At 58.4% G+C, this 12,543-nt stretch carries 12 protein-coding genes; 4 read left to right on the forward strand and 8 right to left on the reverse strand.

Going from position 1 to position 12,543, the window contains the following annotated elements; translation table 11 throughout:
• The first annotated feature begins 5 nt into the window (after positions 1 to 5).
• On the forward strand, positions 6 to 1,085 hold the full coding sequence (locus tag ATN84_RS20460; RefSeq protein WP_068884132.1) for an ABC transporter ATP-binding protein: 1,080 nt from the start codon (positions 6 to 8) through the stop codon (positions 1,083 to 1,085).
• Between the two features lie 5 nt (positions 1,086 to 1,090).
• Here ATN84_RS20460 and ATN84_RS20465 read toward each other — a convergent pair whose 3' ends face one another.
• From ATN84_RS20465 to ATN84_RS20485, 5 genes are all read right to left on the reverse strand, one after another.
• Positions 1,091 to 1,939 (reverse strand): sugar phosphate isomerase/epimerase family protein, encoded by an 849-nt coding sequence (locus tag ATN84_RS20465; RefSeq protein WP_068884133.1) that lies wholly within the window; start codon positions 1,937 to 1,939, stop codon positions 1,091 to 1,093.
• 4 nt (positions 1,940 to 1,943) lie between these two features.
• Positions 1,944 to 2,939 carry an ABC transporter permease gene (locus tag ATN84_RS20470; protein WP_068884134.1) on the reverse strand — a complete coding sequence of 332 codons (996 nt, stop codon included), beginning with the start codon at positions 2,937 to 2,939 and terminating at the stop codon, positions 1,944 to 1,946.
• The gene (locus ATN84_RS20475; protein ID WP_068884135.1) at positions 2,936 to 3,937 is read right to left on the reverse strand and encodes an ABC transporter permease; all 1,002 of its coding nucleotides are present in this window, start codon (positions 3,935 to 3,937) and stop codon (positions 2,936 to 2,938) included. The genes ATN84_RS20470 and ATN84_RS20475 overlap by 4 nt, the downstream gene beginning before the upstream one ends.
• Complete coding sequence (locus ATN84_RS20480; protein ID WP_068884137.1) at positions 3,930 to 5,438, reverse strand: sugar ABC transporter ATP-binding protein; 1,509 nt, start codon at positions 5,436 to 5,438, stop codon at positions 3,930 to 3,932. Before ATN84_RS20480 ends, ATN84_RS20475 begins: the two co-directional genes overlap by 8 nt.
• 76 nt (positions 5,439 to 5,514) lie before the next feature.
• Positions 5,515 to 6,504, reverse strand: coding sequence for an autoinducer 2 ABC transporter substrate-binding protein (locus ATN84_RS20485; protein ID WP_068884139.1), 990 nt, complete (start codon positions 6,502 to 6,504; stop codon positions 5,515 to 5,517).
• Between the two features lie 238 nt (positions 6,505 to 6,742).
• Between ATN84_RS20485 and ATN84_RS20490 the strand changes: the two genes are divergently transcribed.
• The gene (locus tag ATN84_RS20490; RefSeq protein ID WP_068884141.1) at positions 6,743 to 7,804 is read left to right on the forward strand and encodes a LacI family DNA-binding transcriptional regulator; all 1,062 of its coding nucleotides are present in this window, start codon (positions 6,743 to 6,745) and stop codon (positions 7,802 to 7,804) included.
• 140 nt (positions 7,805 to 7,944) lie between these two features.
• Here the strand turns inward: ATN84_RS20490 and ATN84_RS20495 are convergent, their stop codons facing one another.
• From ATN84_RS20495 to ATN84_RS20505, 3 genes are all read right to left on the reverse strand, one after another.
• Positions 7,945 to 8,703: a LecA/PA-IL family lectin gene (locus ATN84_RS20495; protein ID WP_068884143.1), complete on the reverse strand. Its 759-nt coding sequence runs from the start codon at positions 8,701 to 8,703 to the stop codon at positions 7,945 to 7,947.
• Positions 8,704 to 9,043: 340 nt separating this feature from the next.
• On the reverse strand, positions 9,044 to 9,985 hold the full coding sequence (locus ATN84_RS20500; RefSeq protein WP_068884145.1) for a LecA/PA-IL family lectin: 942 nt from the start codon (positions 9,983 to 9,985) through the stop codon (positions 9,044 to 9,046).
• 280 nt (positions 9,986 to 10,265) lie between these two features.
• Entirely contained in the window at positions 10,266 to 10,997 is a 732-nt protein-coding gene (locus ATN84_RS20505) for a LecA/PA-IL family lectin (protein WP_082766406.1), read from the reverse strand.
• A 319-nt stretch (positions 10,998 to 11,316) separates the two neighbouring features.
• Between ATN84_RS20505 and ATN84_RS26360 the strand changes: the two genes are divergently transcribed.
• Together ATN84_RS26360 and ATN84_RS20515 are read left to right on the forward strand one after the other, a co-directional pair.
• Positions 11,317 to 12,060: a LuxR family transcriptional regulator gene (locus tag ATN84_RS26360; RefSeq protein WP_082766407.1), complete on the forward strand. Its 744-nt coding sequence runs from the start codon at positions 11,317 to 11,319 to the stop codon at positions 12,058 to 12,060.
• 165 nt (positions 12,061 to 12,225) lie between these two features.
• Complete coding sequence (locus ATN84_RS20515) at positions 12,226 to 12,381, forward strand: entericidin domain-containing protein (protein ID WP_068884432.1); 156 nt, start codon at positions 12,226 to 12,228, stop codon at positions 12,379 to 12,381.
• Positions 12,382 to 12,543 lie beyond the last annotated feature (162 nt).

Consider the following 12,543-nt stretch of genomic DNA (forward strand, 5'->3'; position numbering starts at 1 on the left):
GCCGCATGGGCCGGATCACACTTGAGAAAGTCACCAAGTCCTTTGGCGCTGTCAAAGTCCTGCACGGCATCGACCTCGACATCAGGGATGGCGAATTCATCGTCTTCGTCGGCCCGTCCGGCTGCGGGAAATCGACCCTGCTGCGTCAGATCGCTGGTCTCGACAAACCGACGAGCGGCGACATCCATATTGACGGCAAGCACGTCAACGATGTGCCGGCGGCCGACCGCGGTCTCGCCATGGTCTTCCAGTCCTACGCGCTTTATCCGCATATGAGCGTCAGGCAGAACCTTGCCTTCGGGCTGGAGAATGCCCGAATGCCGAAGGCCGAGATCGAAAGCCGTATTGCCGAGGCAGCCCGCATGCTGGAAATCGGCGAATATCTCGATCGCCGGCCCGGACAGCTCTCTGGCGGTCAGCGCCAGCGTGTCGCCATCGGCCGAGCGATCGTCCGCAACCCAACCGCCTTTCTTCTGGACGAGCCTCTGTCCAACCTCGATGCCGAGTTGCGCATCTCCATGCGCGCCGAGCTCTCGGCACTGCACAAGCGTTTGGAGACGACAATGATCTACGTCACCCATGATCAGATCGAGGCGATGACGCTCGCAAATCGCATCGTCGTCCTGCGTAAGGGGCAAATTGAACAGGTCGGAACACCGCTCGAACTTTACAATACGCCTGCCAACCGGTTCGTCGCCGGCTTCATCGGTGCACCGAGCATGAATTTCCTGTCGGGCAGCATTGCTGCCATTGGCCGCGAAGGCACGACCGTGACCGTGCTTGGCGAAGAAACGCTGACGGTCCCCCGCCCGGCCGACGATGGCATGGTCCAACAGGCAATTGCCGTCGGGGTTCGTCCGCAGCATATCCGTCTGGCCGGACCTGATCAGCCGGGCATCAGCGCCAAAGTTGATCTTGTCGAGGGGCTTGGCTCGGAAACGGTCATCCACGCCCGTGCATCGACAGGCGAACCGCTGCTTGCGGTACTTGCCGGCCAGCATGCCCTTTCATCCGGTGAAGACATCCGGCTGACATTTGATGCCAAGGACCTTCACTTGTTCGATGAAGCCGGGTTGCGGCTTTAGGCAAATCAGATCAGCCCGTACTGCCGCGCCTTGTTGCGCAGGAAGGGCAGGCCGTTGCCCATCACCTCGGCTTCGTCCCTGGCGACCGGCCGCCAGACGGCGAGACCATAGGCGACTTCCGGCGGCATGTTGATGAAACTCTCCATGGCGAGCCCGCCTCTGAAGCCGATGGCTGCGAGCGCGGCATAGATCGCATCCCACGGGCAATTACCGTAGCCCGGCGTGCCGCGATCACTTTCCGAAAGGTGGATGTATTTGAGGTGATCTCGGGCATCGAGAATGCCGTTGGCCGCCCCCTTCTCCTCGATGTTCATGTGATAGGTGTCAAGATGGACGAAGATGTTGTCGGCGCCGACCTGCTCGATCATCTCCACAGCCTGGCGGGCGGTGTTGATCAGGTGGTTCTCGTAGCGGTTCACCGCCTCGACACCGAGCTCGATGCCAAGTGGCTTGGCGTGCTTGGCGGCCGCCTGCAGCACATGGGCGATATTGTCATATTCGGCTTGGGTCGGTGGAACGCCCGTGCGCTCGCCGATGCCGCCAAAGATGACGCCCGACAGTGCCTCGGCGCCCATCTCCGACGTCTTGTCGATGGCGACCTTCAGATAGTCGATTGCCGCGCCGGGACGTACCGACGCCCAGGCGCGCTCCGGCAGGCCGAGCGAGCAGACCGCGCGCAGCTTGTGCCTTTCGAGAAGCGCGCGCGTATGCGCGGCGTCGACGGCGGGTGCGTTGAGGAGGGCGATCTCGATGAAATCCATCTCGTATTTGACCGCCGCCGCGATCGCCTTCTCGGCGCCGGCGCGATCCCAGTTCATGGTCCACATGCTGGTGTGAACGCCAAAGCCTTCCATCGGATTATCCTTCTTTCCGTTTGAAAAATTGAAAACGCGTAGCCGCGAAACGCAGGATCATCACCGCGACGAGAAGAATGCCCCAGACCGCCGTTGCCAGATGCTGGTTGGCGCCCATCAGGTTGAGGCCGGAAGACAGAAGCTGCAGGACGATAAGCGCGACGAAGACCGGGATGACGCGGCCAAAGCCGCCGAACGGATTGATGCCGCCCAGGAAGCAGGCGAGCACTGTGATCAGCAGATAGGATTCGCCATGACCGACGCGAACCGAGTTGAACCGCGCCAGCATGATAATGCCGGCGATCGCGCACATGACGCCGGAAAGCGTATAGACCAGAACGATGACGCGGCGCGTATTGATACCGGAATAACGGGTCGCCTCGATGTTCGAGCCGATCATATAGGTGTTAAAACCGAGTTGCGTCCGCGACAAGAGCACGTGCCAGATCAACACGCAGAAGATGAAGATCAGCAGAGGAACCGGAAGGCCCAGAATGCTGCCATGGCCGAGGGGCTGGATGAAGACCGGAAAGCCGGAAATATCCCCGCCCCGCGTCAGGAACTCGCCGAGCCCGCGCAGGAACATCATCATCGACAGCGATACGAGGATCGGATGGGCGCGCGTATAGGCGATAACCAAACCCATCACCAGGCCGCTTGCCGCGCCCGCGCCAATCGCGAGCAGGCAACCGATGAGGAAGGCGAGCGGTCCGGCGTCCGCGCCGCCATTGCTCTTCAGGACCCAGGCCGCCGTCAGGCCGGCGATGTTGGCGGTGAAGGTGATGGCGAGATTCAGGCCGCCCGTCAGGATCGGCAGGAGCATGGCAAGGGTCAATAGCCCCAGTTCCGGCAGTTGAAAGGCGACCGAACCGAAAGTGGCGCGGCTGAGAAACTGCGGGGAAACCAGACTAAAGAACACGATGACGGCAAGGAGAGCAAAGCCCGGCCCTGCCATCTCCGGCCCCAGAAATGCCCTTACGCGGTCGACAAGCCTCATCATCCGCGGCTTCCTTGCTGGCGCATGAAGGGCAGGAGTCTCTCCAATCTTGTATTCGACAGGGTGATGGCGACGAGGATGATGGCGCCGATGATCATCTTGAAGGCGAAGGGCGAGACACCGGCCAGATTGAGCCCGTTCTGGGTGATGGAGATCAGCAAGACGCCGAGCACGCAGCCGAGCACCGAACCCCGGCCACCGCCAAGCCGCGCACCACCCAGCACCACGGCGGCAAGCACATCCAGCTCGCGGCCATAAAGCGCATTCGGCACCACCTCCTGCGCATAATGCGCCTGGATCAACCCACCGATGCCGGCCATCAGGCCGAGCCAACCGAAGGCGATGAACTGCATTGCCCCAATATTGATGCCGAAGCGGCGCGCCCCTTCCGGATTGTCGCCAAATGCGTAAAGCTGGCGGCCAGTCGTCGTCCGGGTGATGAAGATCCAGGTGGCTATGACGCAGATCACCATGACGAGCACCGGTAGGGTGATCTCGATCCAGCTCCCGTCGGCCATTTCGCGCTCATAGAGGATGACGCGATCGGTCAGCCAGTCCGGCAGATTGTAGATCGACACGCCGCGCGTGAAGAACATCAGCAGGCCGAAATAGATGTTGAAGGTGGCGATGGTCGCGACGATGGAGATGATCCGGAATTTATGGATCAGGAAGGCGTTGAATGCGCCCAGGAGCACCCCTGCCCCGCCGGCGATCAGAAGACCGCTCAGCCATCCACCACCGCCCATCCAGCCGAGCAGGATCGCCGTGACATACTGAACGACGGAGGCGGCGACGGCGAAGGAGATATCAATGCCGCCGGCGATCAGCACCACCAGGAGCCCGACGGCGAAGATGATGTTGACGGCGCTCGAATTGAGCAGATCGAACGCGTTGCCGACAGTGAAGAATGTGTTGGTGGCAACGGAAAGGACAAAGCTGATGACGGCGATCACCGCCAGCAGCGCGAACTCCGTCGCATGGGACTGGATTATTCTACGCATAGACCGCCGCCTCGATATCGGCGAGGGTGCAATCGCGCGGCGTGAAGCGATTGACGATCCGCCCTTCGGCCATGTGCAACACGCGATCCGCGTGGAAATAGACTTCCGGCACTTCGTCCGAGATCAGGATGATCGCCAAACCGCTGTCGGCCAGTTTCGCAATGATCTCGAAAATGCCTGCCCGGGCGCCGACATCGACGCCGACGGTCGGTGCATCCAGGATGAGCAGTTTCGGGTTCGTTGCCAGCCATTTGGCGATGGCGACACGCTGCTGGTTGCCGCCGGAAAGCGTCGAAATCGCATCATCCTGCCGCCCGATCCTGATGCCGAGATCGGCGATCCATTGGGCAACAAGCGCGCGCTTTCGGTCATCGGAAAGGAAGCCGCCGGAGGTGACCCGGTCGAGCGAGGCGATCACCAGATTATCAGCGATCGACTGCGGCTGGATGAGGCCGAGAGATAGTCGGTCCTCCGAGAGATAGGCAATACCTGCCGCTATGGCGGCGCGATTGGAAGAAAATCGCACCGGCTTGCCCTCAAGCCTGATTGTGCCGGAGCGCGGTTTCAGCATGCCGAACAGTGAAAGTGCCAGTTCCGTGCGGCCCGAGCCAAGCAGGCCGGTTATCCCCAGCGTCTCGCCACCCCGGAGCGTGAAGGAGATATCCTCGAATAGCCCGGGCCGTGAGAGCTTCTCCACCTCCAGAACGACCGGATTGGCGCTGACCTCGCGCGAGCGGACGTCGTATTCGAATGTCCTACCGGTCATCAGTTCGGTGATCCGCGACTGCGTCATGCCGGCGGCCGGATAAACACCGACAAGGGCTCCATCCCGCAGCACCGTCAGCCGGTCCGATATCTCGAGCACTTCGGCAAGACGATGGCTGACGAAAACGACCGCAACGCCGGATGCGGAAAGGGTTCTGACGATATCCATAAGATGATCGGTTTCCGATTGCGTCAGCGATGCCGTCGGCTCATCCATGAAGATCAGCTTGGCGTCACCGATGAGCGCGCGAGCGATCGCCACGATCTGACGTTGAGCGATCTGATAGTCCTTCAAGGGCCTGTCGACATCGAGGCTGACGCCCAGCCGCGCCAGCGCTTTGACCGCTATTTCGTGCATGCGGCTGTAACTGATGACGCGCGGCCAGCGGCCGAGCACGGTCTGGAAGGCGATGTTCTCAGCCACCGACATTTCGGGGAATAGCGCAAGATCCTGCCATATGACCTGGATGCCGGCGGCCTGCGCCGTCACTGGCGACATATGCGAATAGGTCTGCCCGTCATATTCGATCGCCGCGCCCGGCTCCGGCCGATAGACGCCGGTGACGATCTTGATCAGGGTGCTCTTGCCGGATCCGTTTTCACCGGCAAGGCAATGCACCTCACCGGGCATGACTTCGAAGCTGACATCCTTCAGCGCCCTGATGCCGCCAAAGGTCATGTTGATATTGCGCAGGGAGAGCAATGGTGCTTGGCTACTCTTCGCCAATTCGGTCATCGGCAGCAATCCATGAAGTCGGGGCACCGCCGGACCAGCCGAAACCAGCCCGGCGGCGGGGAGGATGCTCTGATGGTCAGAGCCCCATGGCTGCGAGATCGGCGACCGTGTCCTTGTTGATCGGCACAAGCTGATCGACGATGATGTTGCGGTTTTCGAAATCGGGCTGGACCTTGCCCAGCCCTTCGATCTCGTCACCGTCCTTAATCTCTTCGCCCTTCATCAGCTTGTCCGAAAGCGTGACGAAAACCTCACCGGCTTGCTTCGGATTCCACATGAAACCGCCTGAAATGGCATCGTTCATCAGGAGTTTCTGGCCCTGTCCGGGCGAGAAGGGACCAAGGACGAAGATCTTGCCGACCTTGCGCCGCTCCTCGATGGCGCGACCGGCGCCGATCGGCCCCTGGCTGCCGAAAGCGAGAAAGCCCTTGAGATCGGGATGAGCCGAGATCAGGTCGAGCGCCGTGCTGCGGCTCTTGTCGACATCTTCGGCCACGCCGTATCGATCGCCGACCAGCTTCATGTCGGGGTGATTTTCCCTGAGGTAAGCGATGGCAGCATCGGCCCAGGCATTGTGCAGCGGCACCGTCAGCGAGCCGACAAAGACCGCATATTCGCCTTTGCCGCCCATCTTTTCCGCCAGCAGCTTGGCATGGGCTTCCCCAAAGCCGGTGGACGAGGCCAGCTCGAAATCCCAGTCAGCACCCTTCTGACCCGGCGATTCATGGGTGATAATGATGATGCCCTGCTGCTTGGCCTTGTTTAGCACCGGCTCAAGCACCTTGGCATCGTTCGGCACGACGCCGATGACCTTGACGCCCTGAGCGATGAGATCCTCGATCGCGCGAACCTGGAGCGCCGGATCGGCGCTGGTCGGTCCGACCATGAAGGCATCGACGCCGAGCTTTTCGCCCTGCTCCTTAATGCCGGCATCCATGGCGTTGAACCACGGGATACCACCGATCTTGACGACGATGCCGACCTTTCCGGCGTCGGCAGCGAGCGCCGCAAACGAGGCGCCGAGCGATAGCGACGCGGCAAGCACGGCTATCAGAAGCTTTTTCATATTTCTTCCTCCTCCCAAACGCCTCCATGCAGAGACGTGAGCCGCTTGTCGCGGTCTCTCATGATGCATCGAGTTGACGCGGAATTCGCATCCTCCAATTCGCCGCCTCCTCAAGCGGCACATGTCATGCACAATCGATATTTCGCTTTTGCACAATCGATGGTGCAATCAATATCAGGTAGAATTAAACTTTCGTCAAGAGCGGATTGGCACTAAGGGAGTTTCAGGAGACAGGGGCATGAGACATCAGGGCAAGAAGAAGGCGACGATCTACGATCTCTCGGTACTGTCGGGATGTTCTCCCTCCACCGTCAGCGCGGTCCTGAACGGCACCTGGCGGAAGCGTCGCATCAAGCAAAGCACGGCCGAACTCATTCAAAGACTTGCCGAACAGCATCGATACACGGCCAATCTGCAGGCAAGGGGGCTTCGGAACTCCCGCTCCGGTCTTGTCGGCCTGCTGCTCCCGGTGCACGACAACCGCTATTTCTCCTCCATGGCGCAGACTTTCGAGGCAGAGGTCCGCAGCCATGGGAAATGCCCCATTGTCGTCAGTGCATGCCGCGATCCGCGGGAGGAACGCGCGACGGTCGAAACGCTGATTTCCTATTCCATTGATGAACTGTTCATCGCCGGCGCAACCGACCCGGACGGCATTCACTTGCTCTGCGAGGCGGCCGGCATTCGACACATCAATATCGACTTGCCCGGAACAAAGGCGCCTTCCGTGATCAGTGATAATTACGAGGGTGCTCGGATGCTGACGGAGGCGATCATTCAGCGTCTTTCCGCGACCGGCCCCGTCAAACCCGACCAGATCTACCTGTTCGGCGGGCGCAACGATCATGCCAGCCACGAGCGCATAAGGGGATTCCGCGATGCCCAGAAACAGCGGCTCGGCGCCGATCCGGACCAATGCATCCAGCCGACAGGCTATTCACCTGATATGTCGCAAAAGGCATTCGAGGCGTTTTATGAACGCGAGGGCCGATTGCCGCGTGGTCTTTTCATCAATTCCTCGATCAATTTCGAAGGCCTCCTGCGCTTCCTGGCGCAGCATCCGCATGAGACTTTCGCCGATATCGTCGTCGGCTGCTACGATTATGACCCATTCGGTTCATTCCTCCCCTTCCCCGTTCTCATGATCAGGCAGGATATCGAACGTATGCTCGCCAAGGCTTTCGAGATCATGGAGGAGCCGCGCCCCGCCGTCGAAATCCACCTGATCCGGCCCGAGCTTGTCCAACCGCGAACGGCTCTGACCGGCCCTCTCGATCTGATCAGGGAGATCGACGTTTAATCGCTGCGGAAATCCTGTTCAGCGAATGTGCCGAGCCCAGGAAACGGGCTCGGCAGGATGATTTTGTCTGATCGCCGGGGCAAGACCAAAGCCCTTGGAATTCCATCGGCCGATCATGAAACCGGCGCATCGATCGGCATTCAGTTTACCGTGAGCGTTATCGCATATGAGCCGGTATTGTCGGAAAACACATTCTTCCCATCGTTGTAGAAGAACACGATTTCGCCGTCTTCGGCCACTGGCCAATCGGAAATTCCCGTGCCGACGAGCCTGTAAGGGCCGGTGCCGATCTTCATCAGACACGCACCGTTATTTGCGCTGAGCAGAAGCGCATTGGGGTCTGTATAATTCGGGACCCCCTCAGGACCGCAGTCCGGGTAGCCGCCTCCAAAATTTGTTGTCCCCGTTACGGAGATCGAAATCTTGTCCGTTCTCGTATTGACGACAATGCCTGTTTTCACGCCGTCCGCCGCATTCGCCGGAAGCGTGCCGGTCCATTTGAGTTGTCTCAGGACCGCGATGTCGAACGAGCCGGAATTGTTGCCATACTCACCCGGCACATCGTTGTAGAAGAATGCGAGGTCGCCGTCGTATCGTATTTTCCAGTCGGACAGTCCTTTGCCGATGGGCGTGAGAGGGCCTCCGCCAGCCTGTCCGCCTCCAACCTGCATCAGAACCGCACCGATATTCGTTCCGGGCAGAAGCGCCTTTGGATCCTTGTTGTTGGGGTCTCCCTCAGGACCTTCTTCAGGAGCGGCCGGCCCGTTTTTTGCCGATCCTTTGACGGTGATCGTGATATTGGGATCGCGGGTATTGAGGGCAAGGCCGGTTTTCACGCCCTGTTCCGCCGTCGCCTCGAGCGTGCCGGTCCACAGTACGGATTTTTGCTGCTCCGCCATAGGTTATTCCTTTCGAAAACGATTTGACCAATTCGGCACGTCTCCCTCGATATTCCGAGATCCGCACCTGCTGCCAAGGCTAAGCAAGAGGAGAGGAAACGGTATTGTAGTTTCTTACAGGTTGCATGGAACGGAGTGTTCGCACCGGTGGCGGGGAAAGTTGCAAATCAGCAAAAAGCCGGGCCCGTTTATTTGGGCCCGGCAGGAGTAGGATGAGATATGCCCAGCCCGTCGAGGTCAGGACGCAAGCCCCGGGAGACCGTCTGCCGGTAAAGCCAGTTGGAAGGAAGATCAGTGTAAGCTCCGCGCCTGCGCGCTCCTTACTGGCCGATCGGAGCGGTTATGCATTCGCCCTCAAAAACTTCCAGCTTCCACTCCCCTCATCTCGATCTTGGGATTCGGTTGTATAGACACCGTACTTCGCGTTGGCCCCCGCGAAACCCCAGCAGACATCGAGGAAACCACCGTTTCCATTAGTGTATTGGCTAAGCAGATGAACCACAGATCCAATATTCACGTTGGATCCGGACACACCGGAAAACACAACCCAATTTAGAGTATTCTCGGATTGTTCGCTTTTTTCGGCGGTATAGACGTTGTACAACTCCGGAGAACTAGCGGACCCATTAATATCCAGATATCCGCCGTCATTGCCGTAGAGATTCCTGAGCTGAATAAGGTCGCCGCTGCGGACGTCGGTCCCGTCCGCCACGCCACTGGCCGATTCGACCAGCCAAGTACCACTACCGCTGTCCCGATCGGACACGGTCGCCGTTATGACATTGTACTTGGCACCTGCAGTATCTGCAGTACCGTAAACATCAAGATAGCCGCCGGTCCAATTCGTATAACCGTTGAGCAGGTGCACCTTGTCCCCGTATTTGAGCGTATCCGCTACCGGTTCGGCTATTTCTCTGGTAACTGTGATATTGAACGAGCCGGAATTGTCTCCATATTTGCCCGGCCAGTCATTGTAGAAGAATGTGAGCTCGCCGTCCTCCCGGATTGTCCAATCGGACAATCCGTTGCCCACAAACCTGTAAGGACCACTGCCGACCTTCATGAGGACGGCACCGACATTTGCACTGGGTAGCAGCGTGTTGGGATTTTGATAGCTCGGATCACCCACCGGACCGAAATCCGATTTGTCCTGCGCATATTTTGCCGACCCCGTGACGGCGATCGTGATCTTGGGATCTCGCGTATTGAGGGTGACGCCTGTTTTCACGCCCGGTTCCGAGCTGGCGTCCAGTTTCCCGGACCAGATGGATTGCTCAGCCATTGACTATTCCTTTCGAAGTAACGCGGCCATTCGGCACGTCTCCCTCGATATTCCGAGATCCGCACCTGCCGCCAAGGCTAAGCAGTAGAGGAGAAAGTGGTATTGTAGTTTCCTACAGGGCATGCGAGTTGCAGTGATGCTGGAGACCGAGACTGGACGAACTACCCGATGCAATTCTGAGGACCGTGAACCGGACATCCATTATCAAAAATGCCGAGCCCGGTGATCGGGCTCGGCAGTCGAAGGGGTGTCCCCCGACTGGTTTAGGCGGGCGTCGTCCCTACTTCGCGGGCGTATGGTAGAAACCGTCGCCATCACGCACGGCCGTCCATCGGCTACTGTCCCAAGTTTTGTAGTTCAGGATGACGTCCTCATGCTCAACGCGGCCTGGCGGGTTGGCGGTCGGCAGCGGCACATGATGGAATTTATTCGTGGCGGAGTCCCAGTTTGCCTGCCAGAAACTGTCGTCCCACGTCTTATAAATGATGATCGTGTCCTGATGCTCGGTTCCGCCGGGATTGGGTCCTGCCGGTGTATGGAGAAAGTTATTCCCGACCCAACGAGCGGTCCAAGTCGTATTGTCCCCCGTTATATAGTTCAGGATTACATCATAATGGCCACCATCGTTCTTGCCGTTCTGCTCCCTCGTCACGTTGATGTTGTACGCGCCGGTGTTGTCGGCGTAGTCGCCCGGAACATCGTTATAGAGGAACGTGAGTTCGCCATCGTATCGGATCGTCCAATCTGTTAGCCCCGCGCCGACCTTCACGAGATGGTCACCGATCTTCATCAGACACGCACCTTCGTTCGCGCTGGGTAGAATGACCTTCGGGTTCGTGTAATTCGGATCGCCTTCGGGCCCGACTTCCGGAAAGCCGCTCCCGAACTTCGTCGTCCCCGTGACGGTGATCGTGATGTTGGGGTCTCGCGTGTTGAGGGTGAGGCCCGTATTCACGCCCTGTTCCGCATTAGCCTGAAGTGTGCCGCTCCATAGGTTTGTTTGTCCAGCCATTGGTTGTTCCTTTCGAAGATAACATGACCAATTTGGTTCTGCTCGATCTATCGAGGTGCGAACCGCGCTCAGGCTAAGCAGGAGGGGAGAGCATGGTTATTGTAGTTTCTTACAGATTGCGGAACCGCAACGCGCCGAATGTTGCGCCACACGATCTGTGACTGGAGCTTTATTGTATCCTTTGCTGTTCAAACCACCATCTGATGACTGTCTTCAAGGTTACGAAGCGCTCACCGCGACGGCAAGTCGGCCTGGATTCCTCTTAGAAAAATGAATTGAATACAATCAGCAAGTTCGGTTCAGTCAGAGAATCAGAAAAATGAACAGAGATAATTTCAAATATCTGTCGATTTTCTTGAGCTTCTCTGAAAGTATAGATAGGGCTGTTAATGATAATGATATTATAAAGATACTTCATAATACGATATCACAGTTTGGATTTACAAATCTGGTGATTTCCGATCTTCCGTCACCATATGGAAATATAGAGGACGTCATTTGCTTTGATAGATTACCTGAAGGGTGGCCGGAGCTTTACACGACACAGAAATACGCCCGTTTTGATCCCGTGGCTCGTATGTGCCGAAACACATTTCGGGCATTCGATTGGAAGGAGGCGCCTTACGATCGAGAACAGGAACCTGGTGCTGGCGAACTTATGGCGTTGGCTCAAGACTTCGGCATGGTGCGGGGTTTTTGCGTGCCGGTTCCGGGATTTGTGCAGCGTACGGCCTGTATTTCGATGAGCGGGCGGTACTCTGATCTGCCGGTGTGCGCCAAGCCGGCTCTTCAGTTCATCGCCACGTACACCGCAGAGAAGATCCGGCAGATCGTGGGGGTTGATCGGCAGACAGTCCGCTCACCATTGACCTCGCGCGAGAAGGAAGTTCTGCGATGGGCCGCTGTCGGCAAGACGGCGAATGATGTCGCAGAAATCCTGAATATCACCGAGCGCACCGTCACCGCCCATACTGTCAGCGCAATGGATAAGTTGGGCGCCGCCAACAAGACGCAAGCCGTCGCGCGCGCGATGCAGCATCAGTTAATTCCACTCGACCTATGAATAACGCGAGTATTTTTCTTCCGCTGGTTTAGCGGCAATCGTCATTGCTTTTGACAGGGGGCGGGCGCAGCCGGCGTGACTGGCTTCCGCCACGACCGGCAAATCGCGGGGAACTTTTCAGGGCCCGCCAACGTTCGTGCAGAACATTTCAATGGGATGGATACAATGAAAACGACAACGACCCTTGCGGCTATTGCAGCCGTTCTATTGACCCTTTCCGCCTGCGCCAACACGATCCGCGGCGCGGGACGTGATACCGCCAATGCCGTGAATGCAACGCAGAGTGCCGGACAAGACGTCGACAGCGCTGCCTCCTATTAGGAGGCATGAATAGCACGTAACCCAGTATCCCACCGGCGGCAGATCAACGGTCGGCCTGCGCGGGGTTATTCCCCGCGCGCCTCATGGTGCGGGATGTCAACCGCAGCCCCGCGACAGTTGCTCTGTCATGAGATGATCCTGTGCAGGCCAGGACCTGTCGCT

Origin of the sequence: Paramesorhizobium deserti (assembly GCF_001558695.1) — a bacterium.
In the GTDB taxonomy this organism is placed as follows: Bacteria; Pseudomonadota; Alphaproteobacteria; order Rhizobiales; family Rhizobiaceae; genus Paramesorhizobium; species Paramesorhizobium deserti.

What these genes read in the sequence shown, in the direction of transcription:
- ATN84_RS20480 (WP_068884137.1), bottom strand. Translation starts at nt 5,438, where the DNA reads ATGACCGAATTGGCGAAGAGTAGCCAAGCACCATTGCTCTCCCTGCGC.
- ATN84_RS20515 (WP_068884432.1), top strand. Translation starts at nt 12,226, where the DNA reads ATGAAAACGACAACGACCCTTGCGGCTATTGCAGCCGTTCTATTGACC.
- ATN84_RS20460 (WP_068884132.1), top strand. Translation starts at nt 6, where the DNA reads ATGGGCCGGATCACACTTGAGAAAGTCACCAAGTCCTTTGGCGCTGTC.
- ATN84_RS20505 (WP_082766406.1), bottom strand. Translation starts at nt 10,997, where the DNA reads ATGGCTGGACAAACAAACCTATGGAGCGGCACACTTCAGGCTAATGCG.
- ATN84_RS20465 (WP_068884133.1), bottom strand. Translation starts at nt 1,939, where the DNA reads ATGGAAGGCTTTGGCGTTCACACCAGCATGTGGACCATGAACTGGGAT.
- ATN84_RS20475 (WP_068884135.1), bottom strand. Translation starts at nt 3,937, where the DNA reads ATGCGTAGAATAATCCAGTCCCATGCGACGGAGTTCGCGCTGCTGGCG.
- ATN84_RS20470 (WP_068884134.1), bottom strand. Translation starts at nt 2,939, where the DNA reads ATGATGAGGCTTGTCGACCGCGTAAGGGCATTTCTGGGGCCGGAGATG.
- ATN84_RS20490 (WP_068884141.1), top strand. Translation starts at nt 6,743, where the DNA reads ATGAGACATCAGGGCAAGAAGAAGGCGACGATCTACGATCTCTCGGTA.
- ATN84_RS20500 (WP_068884145.1), bottom strand. Translation starts at nt 9,985, where the DNA reads ATGGCTGAGCAATCCATCTGGTCCGGGAAACTGGACGCCAGCTCGGAA.
- ATN84_RS20495 (WP_068884143.1), bottom strand. Translation starts at nt 8,703, where the DNA reads ATGGCGGAGCAGCAAAAATCCGTACTGTGGACCGGCACGCTCGAGGCG.
- ATN84_RS26360 (WP_082766407.1), top strand. Translation starts at nt 11,317, where the DNA reads ATGAACAGAGATAATTTCAAATATCTGTCGATTTTCTTGAGCTTCTCT.
- ATN84_RS20485 (WP_068884139.1), bottom strand. Translation starts at nt 6,504, where the DNA reads ATGAAAAAGCTTCTGATAGCCGTGCTTGCCGCGTCGCTATCGCTCGGC.